Genomic DNA, 25,776 nt, shown 5'->3' with positions numbered 1-25,776 from the left:
GAATCAGACTCAGGATTCTGTAGCTGATACTTCCTGTTTCTTAAACAGCTTCGGAGGATGCGCTGTCCAGACCGCGGCGGCTGCAATCAACGGGATTGTGGTGAATAAGTAGAGCACCGGGTTATAAGAGCCGAAGTAGTCAATCGACATGGCAACCGGAAGGGGGCCTAATGCGGAAGCCAGTATCATCATCGACCAGGCAACCCCCCGGACGGCTCCCTGATTCATCCTGCCATAGTAGTTAATCCAGACTACAGTTGCCGTACTGCGAAACACACTGCCTGTTAAACCGAGCAGAAACGTATAGACGACAACCATCCAGATGGCCGGCATGGTTAATACGATCAGATTTGCCAGTGACAGGCAGATCATCGAACCGCTGAGGATATATCGGCTGGGAAAACGGTCGGTCAACCAGCCTGCCGGAAACATCAGGATGGTGGCGCAGATCGCTTGAAAGGACATCATGCGAATCGCCCAGTTCATGGGGACTCCATGGCTGCCTAACAAGGCGATCTGATGAAATACAAGTCCGGTTCCTACTAAGGCGTGCGTGGTAATTACAGACAATAATTTCCAGAACGTCGGGTCGCGTAAAACCTGGCGGACCGTCCAGGATTCGATGGTTGCCGTAATTAACGGGCGTTTTTGTTTCTGGCCGGGGAGTACTTCTTCCGGCTCAGGTTCTTCTGCAGGGTCGATGCCATCGGGGTGAAGTCCCAGATCTTCCGGACGATTTCTAACAAGAAAGATACCTGGAAGAATGAGACAGACGGCAACAGTAACTGCGTGAACCATCCAGCCGGTCTGCCAGCCATAATGGGTAATCAACCAGCTGTTGAGCAGGGGAACCGTCATTACGGAAAAGGCGCTCCCAAATCCCGCGAGCGCTGTAGCACGTCCTCGTTTTTTCTCGAACCATTCTCCCACCATCCAGACGGAGATTAAAGTGAGAGCACCTTGTCCCAGGCTGCGAACGAGACTGAATCCGATATAGAGTTCCGACAGGGAGTGGATGCGCGACATGAAGAAACAGGCGGCAGCAAGCCCCACGGCGATAATGGGGAGAATGATTCTCGCTCCAAAGTGGTCCAGCAGGCGTCCGACGAATGGGAGTAGACAGGCACTCACGATTGTGGCAAAACCATAAGCGAGTGAGTACTGAGTTTCAGTTAATCCCAGAGAGATCCGCATTGGATCTTTAAAGACAGCTACGGAAAATGACTGACCAGGGGCTGATAAAAACTGCGCCATCGCTGCAATTCCCAGCATGGTCCAGCCGGGAAAATATTTGTAAGTGGTGAGGGCGAGTTCGGGGGAGGATGCATTCAGCTCTGCGTCAGCAGTCGACTGCGAATTCATTACAATTAATTTCTTACCTGGATTATTTGAGGTAGTAACCCGGGGCGGGCGACCGGTGGGCTGAATTCAAATATAGCAGATCAGGAAATACACGCGTAGCGTAGAAAGTAGATGCTTTCCACAAAAACCAGATCTTCATCAGATTCTCAACTGATAATAATCCATAAGTGATCTGGGGAATGGGGTTTACTTTGTCTGTCTATGGAATCGAAATCCATCCGTCAGGAGCTGAACTGCCGGTTTCGTCACTGACCCATTAAAATCAAATTCCCAGCCAGTCATTAAACAGGAAAACGAGTCGACCACTGAGCAGGGCGATTCGCCCCATGACAGTGTAAGCAAAGCTGGCGCCAAAGGTGACCATCAAAAACCAGATTCCCAGGCGGGAGATATATTTGACGGCACCTTCATGTTCGATAGAGAAAAAGAAATAAACCATGCAGGAGAGCACTCCTACGATGAAAATGGTATTCTGCAGCGATTTGATCCACATCAGTGAGCCATCAGAAGCGAAAACAAGGAAGGGCATGACGGTGCTTTGCAACTGTCCAATAAAGTCTGTTTCCAGATAGCTGATCAGCCGAATGCCGGCTGTCGCGCCGATAAAGAACGCCAGTGGCCAGCGGGCAATCCAGCTCCCTTTGGGAGACAGACGCCATAGTAGCAAAATACTCAAGACGAGTGGGACCAGGTAAAGTTCGTCCGGTTTGGCTGTGGAATCGATATCAGGGAAAAACGTAATGCGCGCCAGACCTGGCAGAAGTTTCGCATACAGATTGGTCATGATTTCTGTCCAGAACGCGACGACCATCGCATACGCGGCAGAGACTCCAACAAAAACCGATTCGGTAAATTTATAGATCGGGTTGTCACCGTACAGAAAGGAAAAAATGGCCAGCGTACAAAATGCCGCAACCCATAATCCCAGCGTTCGTGAAAAACTGAAAAGAACATCTGGTGCTCCTTTTTCATTTTCCGTTACCTGTTGATATCGGCTCCATTGGTAAACCTGTTTCTCTTCCCCGGGCTGAGATGACTGTGCTTCGACGGGAATTTCACGTACGTAGACGCGCCCGTTTCCTTTGTAGGCCTGGAACAGCAGAAATGCACCACCGGCGACCATCAAGATTGTCCAGATGAGTGTTGATTGCTTCATTGATGCAGTCCCTGTTTTCGTTCCCAGAAATAAATCACATTACCTAAGAATATCAGGCTGATGAGCAGGACATGTGCTACCAACTGAGGTCCCATGCGAACCAGGCCTTCCTTGGCATTTGGGTTACTCGCCAGTTCGGGGTAGGCATTGATTATGGCTTGTTCGTATTCGGCGGCTCCTTTGATGGCGGCAAGCATGCCAGTCAACTGATCAGGAATGTAAGGCAACATGATCGGGGCCTGAACTCCAGTGCAACCGACGACCGTCGGTATGTCAAAGGGAGAGGAGCCATAAAGAACCCACTCCTGTGAACCGGGATATCCGGCGCTGACATTACATAACAGGTCGACCTGCTGAATGTTTTTGAGATTCTTTGTGAGGGGGATATTATCCAGGTTCGTTCCATGAATGTCTGTAGAATAGGATTTTTTTAAATCTTCGACAACGAGTTTGATCACGCCTTCATTGCCGGCCCGGAATCCGAGGTTGACGTATTTCGTTCCGTATTTACCTTTGTATGTCTCAGGGTATTCATCCTGCAGGATGTCGATCGACTTCTGGATCATGGAAATCCCCTGAGGCCAGAGGGTCATGAAGTAGATGTTATGTTTTTTGATGGCGCAGTGTCTTGCGAAGGCAGATGCCATGGGCTGAAGTTCTCCCTGGCTGGCAGGGTCATAGTCTAATGCCATCACGACATTGGAGCCATCGGGCAGTTTGTCGACTGCTTCAAAAACCGCCATCACCTGAGCAGAGGGTACTTCAGGAAAGGTCGTACCCATAATGAGAGGGACAGCGACGGCGATAAACATCATTAAAAAGATCCAGCGACGATCCAGGTGTTGTAGAAAGTCCAGCATTGATTACGCCTCCTGATCCGAGCCAAGGTAAGAACGGTCAACGCCTAATAAAACTTTCAGCGAAGTGGAAGCTACCCCAAGTGCAATTCCAATCTTGATCGCCCGCATCCCCGGAGTCGTGAAGTCTTCCATAATGGTTTCCGATAAATTCTGCAGATTAAAGTCACTGTATTTGATACCACTGTCGCCAATGATAAATTCATCCGGAAACCAGCCGGTCAACCACACACTGGCATAAGTGCGTCCCAGCAAAATGATGACGGCAATGATCAAGAGGATTGTGGCTTCCGTATTTTTGGCACGAAAGGCTCGAAAGGCGGCGGATGAAATATAAAACGCCAGCAAGGCGAACATCGTGGCAGAGAGAGGAGTGAATATATACTCGAACAGCCACCAGAAGGCGCCATCTTCCTGCAGGTAATCTCCCGACCAGGCAAATTCAGGAAATTTTATATTCGGGTGTACGCCGACTTTTGCCAGTCCCACAAAGAGGGTAATAAAAAATGCAATCAAGGTGACTGCGGCGTAGCCCCAGCCTGGTTGCTGTGCTGAGATTTTCTGCAATTGCATCTTAAGCAGGTTGCCTCCACCGAGAATAAAGGCAAACGCTGCGAGCAGATTGAACCAGGCCATCGCAATATTTCCCCAGTCAACAAAACGGGGGATAAATGCAGTACCAATCAGTACAAAACCGGTAATAGCAGAAATCAGCAGGGGGATGGTTCGCTTCATTATTAGAAACCTCCTTTACCGAGGATATTCTCTATGATGTAGTTCGATGCCGTCTGGAAAAATGTCGGTTCCTGGTTTTCGGGAGCAACTCCCCGTGACTGGATCGCGGAGAGTGTCACGAGAAGGCAGCCGGCAATCAGTACCAGCCCCCCGATCAGTTTTCCGAAGTCCTGTCCTTTCAGGCTCCCCAGTTGCTGTGGTTCACCAGACAGATATGCGGAGGCGGCAAAGAATTCTTCTCCAATCAGGGTGAAATCACAGGCGGCGACGAAGAAGGGGAGCTGGGTGGGCATCGCGGTACCTGCGACCTGGATGGCACCGACCGAGTTACCCGTCTCCGCCAGAATCAGTGACTCGGCATAAAAGGCCCCCATGTAAAAGCAGGCCGCCGGTTTATCACGGACCATTTTTCCCGTGACGCTGGCAACATATCCGAATTGTTCGTCGGTGATGTAATAGATATCGTCTTCGTTGTATTCATCGGGTCTACCCGCTGACAGATAGGCGGCTTCTACTGTGTCGCGGGCCGTCGTCATTACGAGCGAGCGGGAAGTAGGAACTTCCAGTTGGGCACGATAGTCTGCCGTTGTTTCCGCTACCTGTGCGAGAATGGTGATTCCGGCGACAGTCTGGATGTCATTGATATCCTGAATTCCCGGGACGAACAGGCAGGAACGCCCCATTTCTGTCGCGCGGCCTACTGCGTCGTTAATCGCTTCCAGACCTGCAATTTTTCTGACTTTCAGTTTTTTGCCGCTACGCGCCAGTCGGATGAAAAAGATGACTGAGCCGCAGATTAATACGACAAAGATCGCAAACCAGCTGCGCTGCAGGTTAAACCATTGCAGCGTCGCGATGACTGGTTCTTTGATGACGACAGGGGGGGAAGTCATGCTCTCCTGCCCGACGGCTTCAATACGATAGAGATAAGGAGTGCCGGTCTCGCAGTTCGAATCACGAAATGTGTTAACCCGATAGGTGGGTTCGCCGATATTCACGAATTTGGCATCTTTGTCGTCTACTGCTTTACGGTAGATTACATATCGTAAGACCTTGCGCGGTTTGAGATCCGGTTTGTCATCCGGGGAGAGTGTCCAGAACAGATCAATGGCCGTTCCTGCATCTCCGGGAACATCCTCGGCCCGGAAATCCGTAGGAGGGGCAGGTGGTTCTGCTGCGGGAACTTCTGATAATCCGTAAGAGAAGATCAGTAGCAGTAGTATTTTCAGCCACACCTTATTAATCCAGTATTGCATGAATGGTTATCCTTCGATGAGTTCCACGTTGGCACGGGGAACAATCACGTTTTCTCCAGTATCCAGAATGACTTCGAGGACGCGTGACAATGATCCTGATTCGAGTGTCCGCAGTTCTGTAGGCATTTCACCTACCTGCCCCAGCAGGCCAAAATAAGGGTCGCGAATGATCCGCACGGGGACACCCGATTCCAGTATACCCGCTGAAACTGTCTGTCTGGCTTCTTGGCCTGCAGAGGGTTTATCGTCCAGGGGAATGACAATTTCCGGACGCAGAACACCAGCACGGATCTGGGTCGTCCCGTTGACCGCGGCTTTCGCTCCTTCCTGTTCTTTCAGCAGGTTGAACGTGCGGTCTGCCATCGCGATATCGCCGAAGCCTTCCGTGATAATCAGGGTCGTGCCAATATGTTCTGATCCGGTGACAGCCACGCCCAGATCGTAGCCGAGAATTTCTTTCAGGTCTTCGTCGTCGATTCCCCCTGAAATCATCGCCGCGACACCAATCTCGATTCCCCGCATCACCGCTTTGCCGGTCATGCGGGCACCGCCGATGACGATTTTTCCCTGCATCGATTCATCAAGCAGTTCTGCCGTCAAAGGTTGCTGTTTATTTTCGCAGGCGAAGGTAATTCTTCCAAAGGCTTCGCCACCGATACCGAGGATTCCCTGTAAGAAAGCGACTTCCGATTGAATGACCACTCCCTGTTGGGGGATGACTTCTTTCACTGTCCCCGCCTGATAGGCACAAACCTGAATCGGCATGGGAGCGCCCCGTAAAATGACTTGCCCGGTCACGTGAGAGATGGATTCAATGGTCCCTGCGGTTTTGGCTTTTGTTTCTGATTTGAAGAATCCAAAAATCCCGTTACTGCGTGCGAGTATGTCTCCGACGTGTACGTCACCTCCTTCTGCAACGAGCATACAATGAGGAACTTCGGAGGGTGCCACTGAAATCTGATTGGCAATATTAATCGGAGTGACATCACCGGGCATAAAGGTCTGGGCTACGATTTGATCCGCAGTAACCCGATCCCCCTCCTTAACGAGTACATCACCAGGAATAGGGAGAATGCGCCTGCTGGAGTGCAGGACGCGCTGACTGATCTGTAACCCGGGGGAATATGCCTTCGCCATAATTCTTAAATCTCTGCTGGTTGAATCATACTTCAGTAAGAGCCGGTTCAGGATACAGCTGCAGTTCCTCGATCCAGCTGTTTAACTCGGTTAGATGGTCTTTTTCACTGGTGGGGACAACCAGTGGTCGCCCACGCGCGTCAAGAATCAGTCCCACCTTGCCACCGTGCGCCTCAAATACTTTCCGTTTACCGGAACCGTTTCCAAAATCGTAACCCCGGTTGGGTTCTACGGTGATCACCGCCTGTTCGTCTTCATCAAGTGGAAATAACTTCATCTCGCCACAGAGCATCTCACCAGACTCTTCGAGTGATTGGCTGCGGATGTGATAGCGAAAGCACGTTTTACCTGCACGATATACGCCACGTGGTGCAATACAGGTTCCCAGATAAATCAGGCAGTCACGTTCAAATACCTGAAGTGCTGCGCGGGGATGCACCTGTGCAAGGACTCCCAGATGAGGCATCATGAAAATACTGTCTTTTGCCAGCACGGTCATGCCTTCCGGTTCAAATGCATCGATCATCATCGCGGCTGTTTGATTCATGTTGGGGGCGTGTGAAAGTACCCCTCCCGAGGCGACCAGCAGATTGAGTTTCATATTATCGACAATGGATCCACCGCCGGAATCTTGACTGAATGTGTCTCCCACTGTTCGCTGTTGTTGAACTCCCTTGAGTGTGGTGGCGAATTCTTTGTGTTGAATGTAAGCCAGACGCAATGCCTCGCGGGCCACCGCCTGTTCGAAGACCAGCGCTTCCCTGGTCTGGGGAATGGTGGTGGGGCGGATCATCTTGTTCTTGATGTGATTACGCAGTTCACGCGGATCCATATCCAGATGCACCCAGCGTAAAATCATGGGAAGGGTCGCTGAGGCGCACACATTGGAAATGGAATAGCTCATTCCCAGATTGGCACTCACTGTGCGGTTGAAGGTCCCATCAAAAACACTGAAGACGTCAGTCGTTGCGCCACCTATGTCCACTCCGAGTGCGTTAATATTCTCTTGCTCTGCAATTGTCTGCAGGATATTTCCGACAGCGCCCGGGGTCGGCATAATGGGGGCATCGGCCCAGGAGATCAGTTTATTGTAACCCGGGGCATGTGCCATCACGTGTTCCAGAAACAGGTCGTGAATGGCGTCTCGTGCAGGAGCCAGATTTTCCATCTCCAGCACCGGTCGAACATTCGCTACCGTCATCAGTTTCACATCTTCGTCAAAGGCTTCTTCAACGAGCTTGGCTGCTTCCTGATTCCCGGCGAAGATGATTGGCATTTTATAGGTGCCGCCAAAACGAGGCTGCGGTTTGGCGGGGGCGATCAGTTCCGCCAGCTCAACGACGTGTTTCAGAGTTCCTCCGTCTGTACCCCCTGCCAGTAGAATCATATCAGGTCGCAGTTCGCGGATGCGCTGGATCTGTTCGTGAGGCAGTCGTTTGTCGTTGGAGCAGATCATGTCCATTACAATCGCACCCGCACCCAGCGCGGCTCGCTTTGCACTGGCAGCAGACATTTCACGAACCACGCCCGCCACCATCATTTGCAGGCCGCCTCCTGCGCTGGAGGTCGAAATATAAATGTCACAACCGGTTTCTCCCTGGGCCGGTCGAATGATTTCACCGTTGTCATCAATCAGTTTGCGACCAGCTAACTCACCAACTTCCGTGACGGCATTCACAACGCCTACCGTCACATCTGCAGCTGGTTCTTCTACGGTGGTGGGTGCTTCACCACGAAATGTCTGGCGGTACTCACCATTGACTTTTTCAATCAATATGGCCTTGGTGGTCGTGCTGCCACAATCGGTCGCCAGGATAACATTGATCTGATCGGGGTCGAGTTGTTTTGCTGTCATTGAGTTCATGTCTGACTCACCATCCGTGTCAATCTGAGAGCAGTTTAAGTGTCGTTCAGGCTGTGTATCTTTTATCAGGAATCATCATTCTTCAAGACAGGTAATGGCGCAGGGTCAACAGGTGGACCCTGGTCTTCCGGCTTTGCATTGCTTAAGAATTCCAATCGCTGGCACAGCCATTCAATGGAGCTTCGCTGTTCAAGAAAGTCAGCAAATACCTTCTGGGACCGTGGATCAACCAGGATTGACAGTAATGGGGTGAAGAAATGAATGGCCTGTGAACCGATGTAGTTCAGAGGGCGGCAGGTTTCCAGGGTGAGAATCGCCAGCGTCACCATTTCACGGCGGATGATTTCCTTACAGATGCGATCTGCAATCTGCTGCTGCTCGACAGTGGGAGTAAAATCTTCAGGGCGTTCGACCGCGAAGGCGTGCGCGAGCCACTTTTTGATCATGACCATCCTAGCCTGTATCCAGATCTACTGAGCGTTTTCAGAGTTACTTTCACCAAATCATAGTGTCAGTAAGCTGCGAGTTTTTAATGAACGCATTAATGTAATTCTGTTGTGGTTTCAATTGACGCAAGTTATTTCCACAATTGAACTAAGTCTAACAATAGCAGGATTGGATAAAAATGAAAGTATCCATCTGAAAGAAATAGGGATTCTGCAGAATCCCTCAAAAAACTCTTTTCAATTTCAGGTGATATTGAAGAGAGTTTTTGCATTGGCTGTGGTGATTTCAGCCATCTCTTCAGGAGTTTTCTGATGGAGCTCTGCCAGGCAGGCGCAAGTGTATTTCACAAACGCTGGCTCATTTCTTTTGCCACGCATGGGAACCGGGGCCAGGTAAGGAGAGTCCGTTTCGACCAGCAGTCGATCCAGTGGAATCTGTTTTGCTGTCTCCCGCAGTTCGTCATTTTTCTTGAAGGTCAGCATGCCCGCAAAAGAAATATGGAGGCCCAGTTCCAGGCAGGCGGCAGCTGTTTCCGGACTGCCACAGAAGGAATGCATGATCCCTTTCAGCGGTGCGCCTGCCGCTTCCTGTTGTAACAGTTCTACAACATCGGCTTCGGCTTCACGACAGTGAATGACAAAGGGGAGATCCAATTTGCGGGATAGATGGATGTGTTTGCGGAAATAGTCCTGTTGCAATTCGATCGGGGCATAATCCCAGTAACGATCCAGCCCTGTCTCACCAATGCCAACGACCTTATCAGCGGTCGAGAGTTTCTCGATCAGTTCCCAGTCATTGGGTTTCATTTGTGCGACGTAGTTAGGCTGGATTCCGACTACCGCGTAAACATTCTGAAAGGTCGCAGCCAGATCTACGGCTCGTTGACTGCTTTCTGCGGTAATGCCGATGGAGAGAATCGTTTCGACACCTGCGTCGATGGCGTTTTGCACTGTTTCCGGGCGATCGGGGTGAAAAGCTTCTTCATCCAGGTGAGCGTGTGTGTCAAATAACTTCATGGGGAAAATCAGATTTCAATGGTGTGATGATTACAGTTTCTTTTTGGGGGCGACTTTGTTTGCGTCGGTAGCAAAATTGATCGACTGGAAGCCGGCCGCGAGGCAGGTGTCGTAAGTGCGAATCATTTCACCCAACGGAACTTCTTCCTGGATGTCCAGAATCACTGGTATTTCTGGTGCGAGTTCCGCCAGTTCCAGCAATGTTTGTTTTAACTGGTCGAACTGAGCATACTCCCGCTCATTTAATTCTACAATAGTCTCGTTATCCTGCCATTTGAGTTTTAACCAGACTTCCCCCAGCGGTTGTTCTTGCGGAGTAGATTCGACAGATTCAATACTGCCGGTCGCGAGTTCCGTCGGTAGCAGAAATTCACGAATCTGGTTTGCTGAGGCACTGATGAAGAAGATCAGCAGCAGAAATACCACGTCAATCATCGGCGTCATGGTAGCCTGGTCCTGGATATCGGAGCGGCTGTTATGATGAGAAGGGATTTTCATGGCAAAGGGGCGCTACTCATTCAGGACAAGAAATTTAACGTTGGAAATACCTGCGCGGGCGCAGCTGAGTAACACGGGTTCAACAATGCGGTACGGTATCCGACGGTCTCCACGAATTCGGATTTCCATCTCGTGTCGTTTACTTTCGTCCAGAGTCTGAAGTTGTGCCTCCAGTTCCTCCGGGCTGATTTCATTGCCGCGCAGATGCAGTTTTTCATCCAGGGTGATTGTGATAACCATCCGTCGTGGCGCTTCATCCGACTCGGATTCGTTTTGGGATGCCTCGGGCAGTTCAACTGCTTCCAGCTTCTCATTCTGAGTCAGGTGAGTTGCGGCCAGAAAGAAGACAACCAGCAGAAAGACAATATCGATCAGGGGGGTGATGTTAAATCGAATTCCCGGCTGGCGGGGACGTGTCGGGACTCTCATCTGCTTTATCCTCCGGGAGGTGGTGAGGGTCGTGTTCCCTGCTGATCGGCGAGCCGCTGTGCAAGTTCATCTTCCGGCCGTTTCCGGAGTGGTTTACCCGATGGTTTCGCTGGAACCGCGATACTGCGTTTAAAATCAGCGAAAACATGTTCGGCTAAAAGTGAGGATTGAGCTACGAGCTCATCAATTCTGTTACGGAAGAAAGCAAAACTGGCGAGTGCGGGGACGGTGACACTGAGGCCGAACAGGGTTGTGATCAGCGCTTTGGAAATCCCGGGAGCCAGTTCAGCCACATCCGGGTTGGCTTTGGCAGTGAATTCCGAAAATGCCAGGATCATCCCCCAGACTGTTCCCAGCAGCCCCAGCATGGGAGAGAGGGTGCCGATCACTGACAGGTATTCGATCTTTCGATTCAAACGTGCCGACTGTTGCATGGCTGCATCTTCCATCGCTTTTTCAACGGCCCCGTACCCCAGTTGAACTTCAGCGAGTCCTGCAGACAGTATATAGGAAAGAAAGCTGGGGTTTGATTTGCAGACAGAATCCGCACTGCGATATTGTTGCTGAGTGATCAAACCGTGAACTTCTTCTGCCAGGCCGGGGGGCATCAGAGCGTTTCTGCGAATACTGATGATATGCTCTACGATTAAAGCGACCATGGCAATACTCAGGACTGCAATGATGATTCCAATCGTGCCTGCATCATCAACGAGTTGCCGGAAGTCGACTTTTGAGATGTCTGTCCCTGCGCTTGTCCCTGATTCTTCAGCAGCAAGGCAGAAAGTGGGGGCTGCCAGATAGAGGCAGGCGCAGATAAGACTGGCCCAGAGGTATTGGCTCAGCGATTTTCTTCGATCCATCAAATCATTCATTTCCAGAAAAAATTCGTGCTATTCAATTATCTTGTATTTACGGTTGCGAACTTGGTTGTGTGATCTGATCAATCATCTGCAGTGCCATTTGCCGTGCAGGTGATTTTGAATATCGTGCTGCGGTTTCCCGGTAAAGGCGTAAGGCGTTATTTGTCTGTCCCATCGCCAGTATCGAATCGGCGGCTTTCAGGCTGGCCTCCGCTGAGAGTTGCGGGTTTGAATTATCAGCTAGTGGTATCCAGAGAAAAGAAGCAGCTGCCTGTCCGTGTCGTTCCAGCATGGCATACCCGATTCCCAGTAGAAAGTGTGGGCCTGCTCTAAGATGTTCCGGAATCTGATTCAGGTTGCGTTCCCAGCGCTGCAGTTCCATCAGGCTGATATCACCGGCACGCAACCGGAGCCGCCAGAGTTGGCTGCGTGACAGTTGCTGGATATTGACGTGGGGACTTGTTGCCAGGGAGCGGAGCGCTGCTTCTGCCTGTGCCTGATAATCCGGCGCCGTTAATAGAATGCTGGCTCCTATGAGCTGTTTGACTTCATCCTGTTCTGTTAACCAGTTATGTGCCGCATTCCTGGCGGGGGACAACGTTTCTTTAATGTCCCAGTCGAGCGGGATTAAATCAAACGAACGGGCATCAGGCTCATTCTCAACCATGATTTGAAATCGATGTGCTGCTTTCAGGTTGTCGCCCAGCGCTAAAGCTGCTTTGGTCATCAAAGCCAGGATTTCACGTCGGACCCAGAGGCGGTTTTCTATATTCAGAGCTTCACTGAAAGAATCAATGGCCTTTTCGTATTCTTCATTATTTAACTGTTCCAGACCCTGCTGGTGCTGTTCTGTTTGCGGTGTGTGTACCTTGACGATTTGTGAACTGGGATAAATTTTGACAGTCCCGCTGGGCAGCAGCTTCACTTTGATCTCTGATTGAGTGAAATCCAGAATCGTACATGGAAGTGTGGCCTGACCGACATGGTGATCCGGACGAACTTCGATCTTATCCTGTGCGCAGGAACTGTCTGTATTTAGAAATACAAACATAATCGCCAGGTTGATCAACAGAAATGTTCGCATGGAATTCTTTCAGCGGGGAAGCTGGGTTACTCTGCAGCTGCAGAATTGGTTGGTTCTGAAACAGGTTGCTCACTTTTCTGATCAGTGGGATCCTTGGTGAAAAACCAGGAAAAGAGCATTAAGAGAGCTCCTCCCGTAATAGCCATATCCGCCACATTGAAAATACCGGTTCTCAAAGGGCCGAAACCGATGTTGAGAAAATCGATGACAATGCCGTTCAGGAAGACACGATCTATTAAATTACCGATCCCACCTGCCAGCAATAAGGAGAGCGCGATAAACTGCACCAGCGGCATCTGCCAGCGAAAGACCAGCATTCCCGTTACGAGAATCAAAAATGCGGCGTTAGCGACGACCAGCAGAAAAAAGCGAACCGGTTTCGACAGGCGGCTTCCTACACTGAGAAAAGCACCTGTATTCTCTGCATATTCCATACGGAATGTATTGTTCAGGTAAGTTACCGGTGGTTCAAATTTGAGTTTTTCGACGGCAATCTTCTTGGTGTACTGATCACAGCCAACGCAAAATAACAGGCAGGTTAACAGCAGTGTGTAGCGAGTCGCTTTGGAAACTGACGAGGACATTAAGCACTGGCTTTCTGAGTGAGTGACGTATATTTCTGTTGATCCGCAGGCTGCTGTCGCAAGCCCTTAGCGATGTTTGATAAATTTGCGGACATTATAGTATCGATAGCTGCCTTTATTCTGGCGGGCCAGTTTATCAAGAGAATTTCCTTCCTTGACTGGAAAACCCTCTCCAAATTCGATGCAATGTATCTTGGCTTTTCCAGCATTTCGTTCACGGATTTCATTGAGATCAGCACTGGATAACTGCGGGTGTTTTGCATCTGTCAGGAAGAATATGACATCCGGGTTAAAACTTAAAGCTCTTTTTAGGGCAGGTAGGTGGTCTGTGCCTCCATCTGGTTCGACACTCTGAATGAATTGACGGGCCAGGGTGCGATTGATGTCTGTAGCGTACAGCAATTCCGCCGACTTTCCCCGATGCTGCATGGCACGAGTGGTGGTATTGTAAAATATGATCTGGAACTGCTGGTGGTGATTTAATCCCGCCAGACTGGAAATCAGCTCTGATCGGGCTTTGCGGATGGGGGCTCCCTGAGGGGCGGCCATACTTCCGGAGCAGTCGAGCACGAATACAAATCGCTTGCCGGAATCTACGGCGTCGAAAAAATTGACATTCCCGGTACCCATCACAGGAGGTGCCAGAGCCGTGCTGGGAGACATTAACTGGTCAGCAGCCAGGTCGGCAGTAGGAGTACTGGGAGCCTGTGCCGGGCCAGCACCGAGCAATTTCGAATTCAATTCCGGAAGCAGGGGAGCGACCGGAGGCTGGTCCATTACTTCACTGATCTGTTCCTGGGCCTGTGAAAGCTGCTGATTTTCAGGAGATTCCAGAGGTTCCTGTTCCGAATCCTCAGTCTGCTCGGCTTCAGGGGATTGTTTGACATAAATACCCACACTGCGGAGCTCTCCTTCATCGCCTCCAGTCTGACCGCTGTCACAGCGATTCAGGCTGGAAATCAGAATAAGAATGATTAGAGAGTGTATTGCCAGCGAAGCAGCCCAACTGGGAACAAGGAGCAGAGGGGAATTCGTCTGCCATCTTGCGGTGCGTTGTTCCATCTCAGTGAATGCTGCTGGCATTAATTCAAATCCATGGCTGATAAATTCAGTCCGTATAAACTAGCTTAAGTCTCTATATTCTAGTGGATTATCGATTCTCGAACAGTCTGGATCCTGTAGAAGTCGACTGCTCAGAAGCAGACAGTGCACTTTCTGATGAGAGTTCCTGAATGGGGAGTACTTCTCTTACGTTATTCCTTATTCAACTGTTGAAGGTATTGTTTAGTAATATCCACTGGAAAAACGCCGTCTGGTGGTTCATACGCAAACTCCATTTCGGAGATGGGTGAATTCAGTGTCACTTTGCTAAAATTAAGCGTGACAATACTTTGCAGTGAATCCCCAGTCTTTTTCAAGTAGACAATTCGTCGAGGGAAGAGCGTGTCCTGATCCAGGTAGATTCTGACAGCATCCGGGACATAAGCAGGCAGTTCGACAGGGGCTGCAGGATCTCCCCCCTTCCATTGTGCCAGAAATTCATCTTTCCAGGTTCCATTCAAGACAGTTAAAGTCTTTCCACTGATGGTTCGATCTGCCACGCTGACGAAATTCATATTTTTCTGAATGGAAGCCAGTAATCCGGGAATTCCTCCCAGACCCAGATCTGCAACTAGCATGTTAGTTTGCAGTTGTGGATTAATCTGTGCCTGTTGCAGAATCGCCTGTACATCTCTACGTGTTACCCGCGAAGTTCCTTTAATAGTGTACTCAGTCCACAATACCTGGCCATCACAGATTTCGAGCAGAGTTCCCACTGGTTTTCCAGCTGGGTTCTGACTTTGCACCTGAAACTCGAGTCGAAGTTTCAGGTCTTTACCCTGTTTCAGGTCTTTTGCCTGCAGGTAATTTCCATTGATGATGAAAGGTTTGGGACCAATTTCGACTTTTTCGGTAATGTGGGTTCGAATTGAACTATAGGAGAGGAGCTTTTCCCGGGCTTTATTCAGTAAAGCCGCGGCATAAGCCGGATTATTTTTCAAATTCTTCTCGGTCTCATTGGAAGCATCATTTTCGTCTGCTGGCTTCTCCTGGGGATCTGCCTGCGCAAGAAGTCTTTCAGGATGACTCTTGCTATCCTCTTTCCTGATAATCCTTTGCGGCAACTGAGCCCAGGAAGAGATCGAGAAAAAATCATTCAGGACTGCGACGAGCAGGAGGCCTGTTGTCAGGGTTAAAATGCGTAACATGTTCTAATTGTTCGGAAAAAATCGAATTTATCAAAGAATCGGACCACAATAGTCCGAAAACAGATGTATGAGGCCATCAATGTGCCTCTAGCTGGCTGGAGTATTTCAGCCGGCAGACCGTTTAGCTCAGTGTAAGAGCGTTGAAATTTGGGACTGATCGCATTTTAACGTTATTTTGGGCTTTGGGTCGACCTGAAAACTGAGTCTTTTTTGAACCGAACGTCGACCGTTCCAATTTCCCAGGGATCGACGTCTTAGTTTGCGATGGACGGTTCTTCACTTAACAAGTCGCATTATTCGTCGTGGGTATTCGAACAAGGGGTCATGATGAAGTACTACTTCCTGGCTTTAGGAACATTGGTCGTTGTCTGTGTTGGCTGTGCAGCCGACGGACAACAGGTAATTAATAAGGGTGAGTACCATGCTCCACCAGCTGCAATGATGCAGCGACCGGGGCCTATGGTAGATGGGCCAGGTCCTGGCGTCCTGCAAATGCTGGGACCGCCACCCATGAGCGCCTACGCAGCTCGAACTTCACAGGTTCGGTTTGTAGGACCAGCGGGTATGAAGGTGGGCTGGCAGGTTGCAGAAGGCTATGCCGAAAATCAGATCACAGCTCCTGGACGCTACAACTTTAACCAGGGGGCAACCTACCGGTTAAAGCTGTCACACATTCCCGGACGCTCGATTCCTGCTCTGTATCCTTCATTGCAGGTGTATCCATCACATCCAACAACAGACGCTTACCTGTCGCATAACAGTATTCCTCTGGAAATTACTCCGGAAGACCTGGATCAGGTGGAAAGCAATAACTTCGTGACTAAAGTGATCTATCTGCCAGATGAAAAGTTCCAGGAACTGGCAATTGCCGGTGTGGAAACCCTGGTTTCTACCCGTCTGGATCCCGGTGTTGATCCGGTTGCTGAAGCAGATCGTCGTGGAACAATCATGGCTGTGCTGCGAATGGGTAACATGGATCTGGAAATGCCATCTGGTGATGATGGAAGTGAAGTAGTTTCTCAGGTTTCCTACGATGGTGACGCTGGAGCTCACATGGCTCCTATGCCAATCCCCGGTGAAGCAATTGGTATCGCTTCAGGTGTCCCCGTCCCCACTATGATGGGCGGCATGGGAGCACCCGGTCAACCTGCTTACAATCCAATCGCTGGAATGGGACCAACTCCTGCATGGGGTATGCCTATGACAGGGACTCCCATCGGACTTCCAGGCCCACCTCATATTCCATTGGGTGGACCAGCCAGCTTGAAGTCTCACACGATTCGGAACGTATCTAAAACGAATTTGCCAAAGCCAGTGGATCACTTCCTGATCGATGTGAAACAGGATCCGCCACCAAGCTTGCCAAAACCTGTTAAGTACGTTCAATACTCAGAAAGTCATCCGGTACACTCTCCTGGTCAGGTTTCTTACCCAAGAACCATGGCACCAGGTCCTGGATATTAAAAAGACTCTGGACCCACGTGACACTCCTGGTAATAACAGCCAGGAGTGTCACCCCTTGTCTTTTCAAGTTTCATCTCTGCTCTGCAATTACATTTCTTACGGCTAATTCTCTTCTGTCATCCCTCTGGACAACTGATCGTAGAAACTCTTAGTCATGACTAATTCAAATCGACAATACCGATCATGCTTATTAACGCTTCTGTTAATGACCCTGATCGTTTTTGTCATGGATATACCTGCTGCCAGGTCTCAAGAGATGATCGGCGGACGCAAGTACAATTCGGGGAATCAATTCTACCATCCGCTGAATCAACGCACTCCACCGGGGGTTGCCGGTCAGTGGGCAGCTCTGTCTGGCCAGGTTCAACCCGGATATATTCAACCCATGCAATTCAGCCTGCCTTCTACAGGAACCTTGACGTTTTATGCTGGCGGTCCTGATCAGGCAATTCAAAAAACATCACCGGCTTCCATCGGATTTGGGGTCGGTTATGTATATCGAGTGAAACTCAGTGGTATGCCGGAATTTCCCGGTGTTGAATTGTATCCCACCATTGAACTGATTGATCGTCTGCATCCGCCAGCCGGGCTGGAAGAGCAATATCCGGTTCCTGTCAGCTTTACAGCAGAAGACATTCAACTGGTGTTATCTGGAAGGATGGTGACAAAAGTCATTTATCTGGAACGACCTCAAACAGCCGTGCCTGCACAGTTTGATCGACAACCGACACAATCCATCACCGCTCAGAAAAACCTGATAGCCGAGGCTGATTTGCTGGGGCGTCCTATGCTGATTCTCAGAATGGGAGGCCGCCTGCCCTCCACACGTGGTGAAGATCCGGCATTTTTCGGGAATGGGGCACCTGTGCTTGAAGTAAATCCACCGACTGTCAAAAACTGAAGTTTCGATTAACCAAAGGAAATTCCGTGTCAAAATTGTCGTTTAGAAATCAAAGAGGAGCGTCGCATAAGCAGCGAGTCTGCTCTCTGGCGGCGATCATGCTGATGTCTGTCAGCAGCGGGTGTTCCAGCTTATCGCCGGTATCGCTTTCCATGCCTTGGGATAAGCCATTGATGAACCAGGTCAAGGACCCGGCACCGGCAGTTCAGCATGCCGACTTTGACAGCAGCGAGGGAGCAGTTACCTTATCAGCATCTGCCCGGCAGGTAGCTCCCGTTTCGGCAGTCCAGCAGGTCGCTTACTACCAACCTGCTCCTGTCTGCGAGCGACCTCCCTACTGTGAGTTTTCTCCGGCAGTGGGACGAGATTTTACACTGCCTGCAGGCACTGATCCTGCGATGGTGGAAATGTATCCGGACGAATATCTGTTCGATGGCGGTGATCGGGAAAATCCGGTTCATTATGACGACTACAGTCGTCTGGGGCTGGATACTGAAGATACAATAGTTGAATACCAGACACACAAAGGTAATCACGAAGTGAAAAAATCAAATCGAGTGGCAGTCTATGCTCCCCGGTTTGCCGCCATTCGATCCGCCAGCTCGCCACTCTCTGGTACTTCTGTGGATACACTGGCAACAACAGAAGATACCGTCCACGGTGTTGGTCTGGATGCACGTACTGTCATTACACAACATAAACAGCGTGAGCAGCTGGAAGGGATTCGTATGCGTTCCCGTGCCAGCGGAGTTGAAACCGAACAGCAACAAGGGGCTGTTGGCCAGACCGCATTTCTGGGCGCGCATACCAAACTCAACAAGCTGTTCCAGGATACCGGGACCGAAACGACTGGACAGTTTGAGCAATCTGATGAAGCACGAATCGCTTATCAGATTCAGGCAGCCGCCATCTGGTCGCGTACACAGTTTCCTGTCATCGCCATACGCCAGCAGTCAGCGCATTCCTCAAAGAGCGCCGTCAAACCTGAAGAATACGTTGGCATTGAAGACAAACGCAAAACAGAAGGTAATTTGAAGCTGGTCAAAATGGCCGACAAGAAGAACGCGGAACCAGGGGATATCATCACCTTCACAATTAAATACGAAAACATAGGTGACTTCGATGTCGAGGGCATCAAGATCGTTGACAACCTGACACCGCGACTGGAATATATACAGGACAGTGCTACATCTGATCGAAAAGGACGTCTGCTTGTTGAAGACAACCATGAAGGCAGCTTGATTCTGACCTTTGAAGTGGATGAAACCGTTCTTGGGCACCAGGGTGGTGTCGTGACCTTCAAGGCACGAGTTCGTTAGTCTGAAATCAAGGATGCCCTTTTCTTTATAGAATAAACTTTGTGGATTCCCGCGAATCCTGAGCCCGTTGTGCAGCATGCATGACGGGCTCATTTTTTATGTGGTTCGACTGTCTGTTGCCTTGAGAACCGGCAGCTTTGCCTTCTAGATCGCATCACATTTAACCATAGCGTCTCTCAATCTTTTATACTCGTTCCAAATGGCCTTGGACACGCTGTAGTAAAACTGGACACAGTCTAGTAGTGTTTTAAAATGCTACAGGTTGAGGTGTTTTACAGCAGTATTCTGGCTGAGGTACAGATGAATCGACGTCGGGCTAAATTACGATTTGGTTATAAGATGATGTTTTTCAGGTACTTATCAGTTTGAATACTGTAGCCCGATACATATCCGATTAATTCTATTGATTGGCATTATCAGTGGCACATCAATTGCCAATATCAGCCCTGGAATCTGTCAATGTGACGCGAAGTCATCCGCGGAACGCAGTTGTTCTTTTTCTTTTATTTGTATGACTGGCTTCGTGTCCTGTACGCTTTTTGAAAAGGGGAAAACGATGACGGTGCAACAGCAGGGAGGAATTCTCCAGGTATATCACTCAGGACCTTTATGTGTCGCAGGCTTTGGTGGTCGGGATGTTCTGGATACGTTCAGTGTGAAAGGGATTCGGGATGAATTACTGGAGCTTATCAAAGTTCAACAGTGTGAAACAGTGGCACTGGATCTGACCGGTGTGAAGCTGATTCCCAGTGGAATGCTGGGGCTGTTATCTTCAGTACGGAACCTCGGGGTTGAGATCCATCTCTACAACCCCTCTGCAGATATACGGGAAGTACTCGAGATCACCGGGCTGAACCAGTTCATGCAACTGCATGATGTAGAAATTCCTTATTAAATAAGTCTTTCAGTTTATGGTTAAGGCGAAAGTTGATTTTCTTCAGCTTTCGCTTTTTTTATGCTGTTGCCACAGGGCTCCTTTTCAAATACACGACCAGCGATTACTCTTAATTCCCGTCTCACTCTGATTCAGTCTTGGGTTTTATCTGGTAGAAAAGATGTCTCGCATTATTTCCGAACGCTGGCAAAAAGTTGAAAAACTGATTGATGAGTTCTGCCAATCCGATCAGGTTCCTGCTATTGCGATTCAGGCATCAGTGGGTGAAGAGTCCCGCAGTTATTTCAGTGGACGTCAGCGAATTGCTGATCAGGCAGAGACACTTTCTGATGACGCTATTTTTCTGGTCGCATCCATTACTAAACCGATTGTGGTTTCTGGTGTGTTAAAGTTAATGGAAGAGGGGGCGTTATTACTGGGAGATCGAGTCAAACGATTTATCCCGGAATTTGGTTGTGCTGGAAAGCACGGAATTACCTTACGGCATCTGATGACGCACACATCGGGACTGCCGGACATGCTTCCCGATAACCGGGAACTGCGCGCTGCCAATGCTCCACTCTCCGAATTTGTGAAGCAGATCTGTGAACTCACACCCGATGAACCTCCCGGCAGAATGGTACAATACCAGAGTACGGGAATCGCAATTCTGGGGGAGGTGATCTCGCGGATTACAGGTCAATCCTGCGCAGACTATTTGCGTCAGACTCTGTTTGAGCCTCTGCAGATGAGTGATACCTCTCTGGGGTTACCTGAAGAATGGATGCAGGGGGACAATCCCCGAGTAGCACGAATCACAGAAATCCGAATACCGGAAGAGCTGGATGTTGAACCACACTGGAACTGGAACAGTGCTTACTGGAGGCGGTTCGGAGCACCATGGGGAGGCCTGTTGACGACCCCTCTCGATCTGGGGAAATTCGCCAGAATGTTGCGACAGCGAGGTCGATTTCAGGATCAGCAGATTCTCTCACCTCAGACAATCCGAGAAGCAACACGCGATCAGTTACCATCGATCACCGGGTTATCTGCTGCTGCCAGGCAGGGGAAAGGCTGGGGGTTGGGCTGGCAGATCGTATCTGCTTCCAACAGTGATTATTATGGCGATTTACTTTCCCGGTCTGCTTTTGGCCATGGGGGAGCGACGGGAACCGTTTTCTGGGTCGATCCGGAACTAAATGCTTCCGCGGTGATCCTGACGACGGAGCCCCAGGAACCTCATGGACGATTTCTTTCCCGGATCACAAATCAAATTGTCGCCTCGATTGAACCTGAGTAGCAAATTCCATCACCGAAAGAGGAGAGGTTGCCTCTTTTTTTTGAATCGGATTATAATGCTCTCTCTAGTCTACAGAGGTAATTTTATCTGTATCATTCGTATCTGACGATTTATTTTGTCTGAATCATGATGAACCCAGAAGCTTCCGCCATCCTGACACTGCTGTTCTACCTGTTGCTTACATCAGTTCTGCTGATTTATCAGGCCGTACGTCTTCCGGATGGCTGGCGTGCCTGGATTTTATTCGCGATCACGCGGGTGTATGCACCTGGTATGTGGCGTGTTCGGCGGAATCGTCGTTGTCCGTTTCCGGGCGATTCCGCAGGCATTGTGATCGCCAATCACCGTAGTCCGACGGACCCGATCATCCTCTGGTATAATTCCCATCTGGGAAATCCACACAAGAAGATGCGCTGTATCAGTTTTTTGATGGCCCGAGAATATTATGAACTGCCAGGTCTGGTTGGCTGGATATCACGAGCCATGCATTCCATACCAGTTGACCGGAACGGTCAGGATGTTGTACCTGTTCGAGAAGCACTGCGACGTTTGAAAGCAGGGGGATTGATCGGGGTATTTCCCGAAGGGGGGATTCAGGAAACTCGCCCCATTGCCGATGCCAATTCCGGAATCGCGTTTCTGGCTCTGCGGTCAAAAGCTCCCGTGTATCCAGTCTATATCAACAATTCCCCACGAGGCAAAAATATGATCGAACCGTTTTATTCACGGGCCGAGACCTCGCTGGTTTATGGGGAACCCATAGATCTCTCGGATTACCATGAGAAGCATCTGACGCGTGAAGTCCTGGAGGAAGTTACTACTCTGATGATGTGGAAACTGGCTGAACTGGGGGATACGGAATACCTTGGGGGGCCACGGCCAGATTCTCAACCAGCTGTGATTCCGATTCCCACTGGTCGATCTCATGCAGGAAACTGAAATAGGACCAGGAAATCTTTGACGAATGTTATCGAGTCAATTTACTTCTTTCTTATTTCTGGTGATGACCAGGGCACGAACCGCTAAGTATCCCCAAGGGCTCTGGCCGACGAGTGTCTGCTTTCCAACAGATACCACAGCGACCAGAAGCACCCCCGGGGTTGCCTGCTTCCAAAAAACTGGAATAGTCAGTCAAAACTTGAACAAAAGCATCGCGGAAAGATTGGCTTATCTAGTATTCGTCAGCCTAGACAGGAATGCGACAAAAAGCTGGTTTTTGATACGAAAGAACCCTTTGTCTTAAAATACCGGACCCCTTTTCTGGAAAATCTGTGATAAATCAATAAGATGCAGTTGTTAATCAAGCGATTGCTGTGAACCATTTTCAGCTAACTCTGTCAAAATTGTATTTCAGAGATCTAATAGAAAGAATGTGAATCATGCCGGCTCTGGGTGTAAATATTGATCACGTCGCGACCGTGCGTCAGGCCCGTTTAACTTATGAGCCGGACCCGGTGTGGGCAGCCGTCCTTGCGGAACTGGGGGGAGCGGACGGAATCACATTGCACTTGAGAGAGGATCGTCGCCATATACAGGATCACGATCTCTATACGATGAAGAAAACAGTTCAGGTGAAACTGAATCTGGAAATGGCTGCCGAGGAAGAAATGACTCAAATCGCGCTGGAGGTCCGCCCGGATCAGGTCTCTCTGGTACCTGAGAAAAGAGAAGAGCTGACGACGGAGGGAGGCCTGGATGTGATTGCGAACGCTGAACGAGTGAGTCAGTGTGTTCATCGACTGCAGCAGGCAGGGATTGAGGTTAGTCTGTTTATCGATCCTGATCCGGCGCAGATTGCTGCTTCCAAAAAAGCGGGAGTGCACGCGGTCGAATTACATACTGGACGGTATGCGGATGCCTCTACTGCAGGAGAGCAGGAAGAAGAGTTGAATATTCTGCAGAACGCTTCTGCGTTCACGATTGAGCAGGGGATGAAACTGCATATGGGGCATGGACTCACCTATCGCAATGTAACGCCCGTTGCTGCGATTCCCCATGTGAGTGAATTGAATATCGGCCACAGCATTATCGCCCGGGCTGTACTGGTGGGAATGGAACAGGCGGTACGTGAGATGAAGGCACTTGTAAACGTCTGAGATTTTAGAGTCCGCGTAGTTAAGGACTCCTGTTCAGAGATTAACTTGAAGGCACTGTTTATTAATATCATTTAAATATCGGTCCTGACAGGTTTTGTTGAACCCTCCTGCTTCGCTGTTTTTACTAATCCTCAGAAACCGCAAAGCGGTATGCAGCAACTCATGTCTTGGCAATATTGTCAGGTTCTGATGAGAGAGATCTTACGCCTGACAGTAGATTTCTACCGCTTGATACGTTAAGGTGATTTTCAAACTAGCAGAGCACATCGCCCGAACGATTCCGTCAAATTCGAGTGTGGGTGTGTTTTGTGCCTGAGGGTTTCGGTATGGTTGCGAATTCCTGCAATCGCTGTTTTCCCAGCCGATCTACTTTTATCATGATGAATATAAGTAACCCGGAAAAGGTGAGTATTATTCCTGCAACCTGATACAGGTTTTCTGGTGTGGTACTCATGGCAAAACGAGTAAAGAGAAAAGCGTTCCAATATCTGAATCGTTTTGGTTTTTGAATGAATTGCTTGCACGTAGTCTGGCAAAAACTTTCCAGGCTGCGGTCTTTGCTTGAACTTATTTTGGAAATGATCGGTTCTTCGCAGGACAGGGTATGGCGGACCTCTTCACCTGCTGGTTTATTCAGAATTTATAGAGGAGCAAATTGCGATGACTCCCAAAGATTTTTTTGCTTTTGCAGAAAAAAATGGCGCAAAGATGGTCGACTTAAAGTTCACCGACATCTTTGGTACCTGGCAGCACTGTTCTTACCCCATCAGTACCTGGGATGAAGGTACTTTCGAAGATGGCGTCGGTTTTGACGGCTCTTCTATTCGTGGCTGGCAGACAATTGACAGCTCAGACATGCTCGCGGTGCCCGATCCGGCATCTGTGAAACTGGATCCTTTTTTCAAGCAGCCGACTGTGAGTGTGCTGGCTGATATCGTCGATCCGATTACCAAAGAGGATTACAATAAAGACCCGCGCAATGTCGCTAAAAAAGGTCTGGCCTACCTGCAACAAACGGGGATTGCCGATTCCTGTTTTATTGGACCGGAACCGGAATTCTTTATTTTTGATGATGTACGTTATCTCTCCAATCAGAGAGGTGCCATGTACGAAATCGATTCCTCTGAGGCCGCCTGGAATACTGGCCGTTCTGAAGAGGGGAACCTGGGACATAAAGTTGGTTACAAGGGCGGATACTTCCCTGTTGCTCCGACTGACACCTATGGTGATTTGCGTGCAGAAATGGTGGAAGAGCTTCAGAAAGTGGGCATCGTTGTCGAAGCTCATCATCATGAAGTTGCGACTGCAGGGCAGTGTGAAATCGATATGGAATTTTCACCTCTACTGCAGATGGCTGACCAGTTCATGTGGTATAAGTATATCATCAAGAATGTCGCCAAACGTAACGGGAAAACTGTCACCTTCATGCCAAAACCTGTCTTTGATGACAATGGTTCCGGCATGCATACACATATCTCGCTGTGGAAAGATGGCAATACATTGATGGCCGGTGATGGTTATGCCGGGCTCAGTGAACTGGCGCTGCATGCGATCGGCGGAATTCTGAAGCATGGTCGAGCTCTTATTGCTCTATCGAACCCGACTGCCAACAGTTTCCATCGTCTGGTGCCTGGATTCGAAGCTCCAGTGACTTTGGCCATGAGCCAGCGTAACCGTTCTGCTTCCTGCCGAATTCCCATGTACTCAGGAAGTCCCAAAGCAAAACGCGTTGAGTTCCGTTGTCCAGATCCAACAGCCAATGGCTATCTGAGCTTTACCGCTTTAATGATGGCCATGATTGATGGTGTAAAGAATAAGATTGATCCCGGAGAACCGCTGGATCGTGATATTTATGACATGACACCAGAGGAACTGGCTGAAACGAATGTGGCTCCCAAATCTCTCGACGAAGCGTTAATCGCTCTGGAAGAAGATAGCGCCTTCCTGACTGCTGGCGATGTCTTCAGTGAAGACTTGATCAAGGCATTCATTAAGTTCAAACGAACTGAGGAGTTGGATCCCATCCGTTTACGCCCTCATCCCTATGAGTTCGACCTCTACTACAATGCATAATCTGAATGATATTGTAGTTTGAAGAAATAGTTTAACTCGCAGTATGTCTTCTGATTTACTGCGAGTTTTTTTGTTTTGGTAGCAGTTATGCCTTAATGGCAGTTTTCGTGGTGGTGCGGAGACTGCCAAAAAGGCGTGTTTTGTTGGTGGCTAGATCAAATGTGCTTCAGGTATGCATCTCGTAGGTATTCTGTAAGTGTATGTGAATAAAATAG

The 25,776-nt window shown here is 49.5% G+C and carries 24 protein-coding genes; 8 read left to right on the top strand and 16 right to left on the bottom strand.

Annotated features, from left to right (window positions below; genetic code table 11):
• Positions 1 to 9: 9 nt before the first annotated feature.
• The 16 genes from ACN0YH_RS07895 to ACN0YH_RS07820 form a co-directional block, all read right to left on the bottom strand.
• Positions 10 to 1,362 (bottom strand): MFS transporter, encoded by a 1,353-nt coding sequence (locus ACN0YH_RS07895; protein ID WP_417379027.1) that lies wholly within the window; start codon positions 1,360 to 1,362, stop codon positions 10 to 12.
• Between the two features lie 262 nt (positions 1,363 to 1,624).
• Positions 1,625 to 2,518, bottom strand: a complete 894-nt coding sequence (locus ACN0YH_RS07890; protein ID WP_417379026.1) for a hypothetical protein — start codon at positions 2,516 to 2,518, stop codon at positions 1,625 to 1,627.
• Positions 2,515 to 3,378 carry a hypothetical protein gene (locus ACN0YH_RS07885; RefSeq protein ID WP_417379025.1) on the bottom strand — a complete coding sequence of 288 codons (864 nt, stop codon included), beginning with the start codon at positions 3,376 to 3,378 and terminating at the stop codon, positions 2,515 to 2,517. Before ACN0YH_RS07885 ends, ACN0YH_RS07890 begins: the two co-directional genes overlap by 4 nt.
• Before the next feature lie 3 nt (positions 3,379 to 3,381).
• Positions 3,382 to 4,110 (bottom strand): hypothetical protein, encoded by a 729-nt coding sequence (locus ACN0YH_RS07880; protein ID WP_417379024.1) that lies wholly within the window; start codon positions 4,108 to 4,110, stop codon positions 3,382 to 3,384.
• Positions 4,111 to 4,112: 2 nt separating this feature from the next.
• Positions 4,113 to 5,366 carry a DUF6754 domain-containing protein gene (locus ACN0YH_RS07875; protein ID WP_417379023.1) on the bottom strand — a complete coding sequence of 418 codons (1,254 nt, stop codon included), beginning with the start codon at positions 5,364 to 5,366 and terminating at the stop codon, positions 4,113 to 4,115.
• A gap of 6 nt (positions 5,367 to 5,372) precedes the next feature.
• On the bottom strand, positions 5,373 to 6,503 hold the full coding sequence (locus tag ACN0YH_RS07870; RefSeq protein WP_417379022.1) for a hypothetical protein: 1,131 nt from the start codon (positions 6,501 to 6,503) through the stop codon (positions 5,373 to 5,375).
• Positions 6,504 to 6,528: 25 nt separating this feature from the next.
• Positions 6,529 to 8,367 (bottom strand): glutamate mutase L, encoded by a 1,839-nt coding sequence (locus ACN0YH_RS07865; protein ID WP_417379021.1) that lies wholly within the window; start codon positions 8,365 to 8,367, stop codon positions 6,529 to 6,531.
• A gap of 65 nt (positions 8,368 to 8,432) precedes the next feature.
• A complete protein-coding gene (locus ACN0YH_RS07860; protein ID WP_417379020.1) occupies positions 8,433 to 8,819 on the bottom strand; it encodes a hypothetical protein in 387 nt (128 codons plus the stop codon).
• 237 nt (positions 8,820 to 9,056) lie between these two features.
• Complete coding sequence (locus ACN0YH_RS07855; RefSeq protein ID WP_417379019.1) at positions 9,057 to 9,830, bottom strand: TatD family hydrolase; 774 nt, start codon at positions 9,828 to 9,830, stop codon at positions 9,057 to 9,059.
• A 30-nt stretch (positions 9,831 to 9,860) separates the two neighbouring features.
• Positions 9,861 to 10,328, bottom strand: coding sequence for an ExbD/TolR family protein (locus ACN0YH_RS07850; RefSeq protein ID WP_417379018.1), 468 nt, complete (start codon positions 10,326 to 10,328; stop codon positions 9,861 to 9,863).
• Positions 10,329 to 10,340: 12 nt separating this feature from the next.
• Complete coding sequence (locus ACN0YH_RS07845) at positions 10,341 to 10,757, bottom strand: ExbD/TolR family protein (protein ID WP_417379017.1); 417 nt, start codon at positions 10,755 to 10,757, stop codon at positions 10,341 to 10,343.
• A gap of 5 nt (positions 10,758 to 10,762) precedes the next feature.
• Entirely contained in the window at positions 10,763 to 11,617 is an 855-nt protein-coding gene (locus tag ACN0YH_RS07840; RefSeq protein ID WP_417379016.1) for a MotA/TolQ/ExbB proton channel family protein, read from the bottom strand.
• A gap of 49 nt (positions 11,618 to 11,666) precedes the next feature.
• Positions 11,667 to 12,701, bottom strand: a complete 1,035-nt coding sequence (locus ACN0YH_RS07835) for a tetratricopeptide repeat protein (protein ID WP_417379015.1) — start codon at positions 12,699 to 12,701, stop codon at positions 11,667 to 11,669.
• 26 nt (positions 12,702 to 12,727) lie between these two features.
• On the bottom strand, positions 12,728 to 13,285 hold the full coding sequence (lspA, locus tag ACN0YH_RS07830; RefSeq protein WP_417379014.1) for a signal peptidase II: 558 nt from the start codon (positions 13,283 to 13,285) through the stop codon (positions 12,728 to 12,730).
• Positions 13,286 to 13,351: 66 nt separating this feature from the next.
• Positions 13,352 to 14,368 (bottom strand): hypothetical protein, encoded by a 1,017-nt coding sequence (locus tag ACN0YH_RS07825; protein WP_417379013.1) that lies wholly within the window; start codon positions 14,366 to 14,368, stop codon positions 13,352 to 13,354.
• A 170-nt stretch (positions 14,369 to 14,538) separates the two neighbouring features.
• Complete coding sequence (locus ACN0YH_RS07820) at positions 14,539 to 15,534, bottom strand: LolA family protein (RefSeq protein WP_417379012.1); 996 nt, start codon at positions 15,532 to 15,534, stop codon at positions 14,539 to 14,541.
• A 324-nt stretch (positions 15,535 to 15,858) separates the two neighbouring features.
• Here ACN0YH_RS07820 and ACN0YH_RS07815 point away from each other — a divergent pair, with 324 nt between their 5' ends.
• The 8 genes from ACN0YH_RS07815 to glnA all read left to right on the top strand — a co-directional run bounded on the left by ACN0YH_RS07815 (position 15,859) and on the right by glnA (position 25,561).
• Positions 15,859 to 16,998: a hypothetical protein gene (locus tag ACN0YH_RS07815; RefSeq protein ID WP_417379011.1), complete on the top strand. Its 1,140-nt coding sequence runs from the start codon at positions 15,859 to 15,861 to the stop codon at positions 16,996 to 16,998.
• A 205-nt stretch (positions 16,999 to 17,203) separates the two neighbouring features.
• Positions 17,204 to 17,899, top strand: coding sequence for a hypothetical protein (locus ACN0YH_RS07810; protein WP_417379010.1), 696 nt, complete (start codon positions 17,204 to 17,206; stop codon positions 17,897 to 17,899).
• Positions 17,900 to 17,925: 26 nt separating this feature from the next.
• Complete coding sequence (locus ACN0YH_RS07805; protein ID WP_417379009.1) at positions 17,926 to 19,218, top strand: hypothetical protein; 1,293 nt, start codon at positions 17,926 to 17,928, stop codon at positions 19,216 to 19,218.
• A gap of 556 nt (positions 19,219 to 19,774) precedes the next feature.
• Positions 19,775 to 20,113 (top strand): STAS domain-containing protein, encoded by a 339-nt coding sequence (locus ACN0YH_RS07800; RefSeq protein WP_417379008.1) that lies wholly within the window; start codon positions 19,775 to 19,777, stop codon positions 20,111 to 20,113.
• Positions 20,114 to 20,273: 160 nt separating this feature from the next.
• Positions 20,274 to 21,392 (top strand): serine hydrolase domain-containing protein, encoded by a 1,119-nt coding sequence (locus ACN0YH_RS07795; RefSeq protein ID WP_417379007.1) that lies wholly within the window; start codon positions 20,274 to 20,276, stop codon positions 21,390 to 21,392.
• 126 nt (positions 21,393 to 21,518) lie between these two features.
• On the top strand, positions 21,519 to 22,331 hold the full coding sequence (locus ACN0YH_RS07790) for a lysophospholipid acyltransferase family protein (protein WP_417379006.1): 813 nt from the start codon (positions 21,519 to 21,521) through the stop codon (positions 22,329 to 22,331).
• A 440-nt stretch (positions 22,332 to 22,771) separates the two neighbouring features.
• On the top strand, positions 22,772 to 23,488 hold the full coding sequence (locus tag ACN0YH_RS07785) for a pyridoxine 5'-phosphate synthase (protein WP_417379005.1): 717 nt from the start codon (positions 22,772 to 22,774) through the stop codon (positions 23,486 to 23,488).
• Positions 23,489 to 24,148: 660 nt separating this feature from the next.
• A complete protein-coding gene (gene glnA / locus ACN0YH_RS07780) occupies positions 24,149 to 25,561 on the top strand; it encodes a type I glutamate--ammonia ligase (protein WP_417379004.1) in 1,413 nt (470 codons plus the stop codon).
• Positions 25,562 to 25,776 lie beyond the last annotated feature (215 nt).

This window comes from Gimesia sp. (assembly GCF_048262075.1).
Classification (GTDB): Bacteria; Planctomycetota; Planctomycetia; order Planctomycetales; family Planctomycetaceae; genus Gimesia.
The sequence above is the reverse complement of the archived record's forward strand: the minus strand, read 5'-3'. Positions and strand labels throughout refer to the sequence as shown.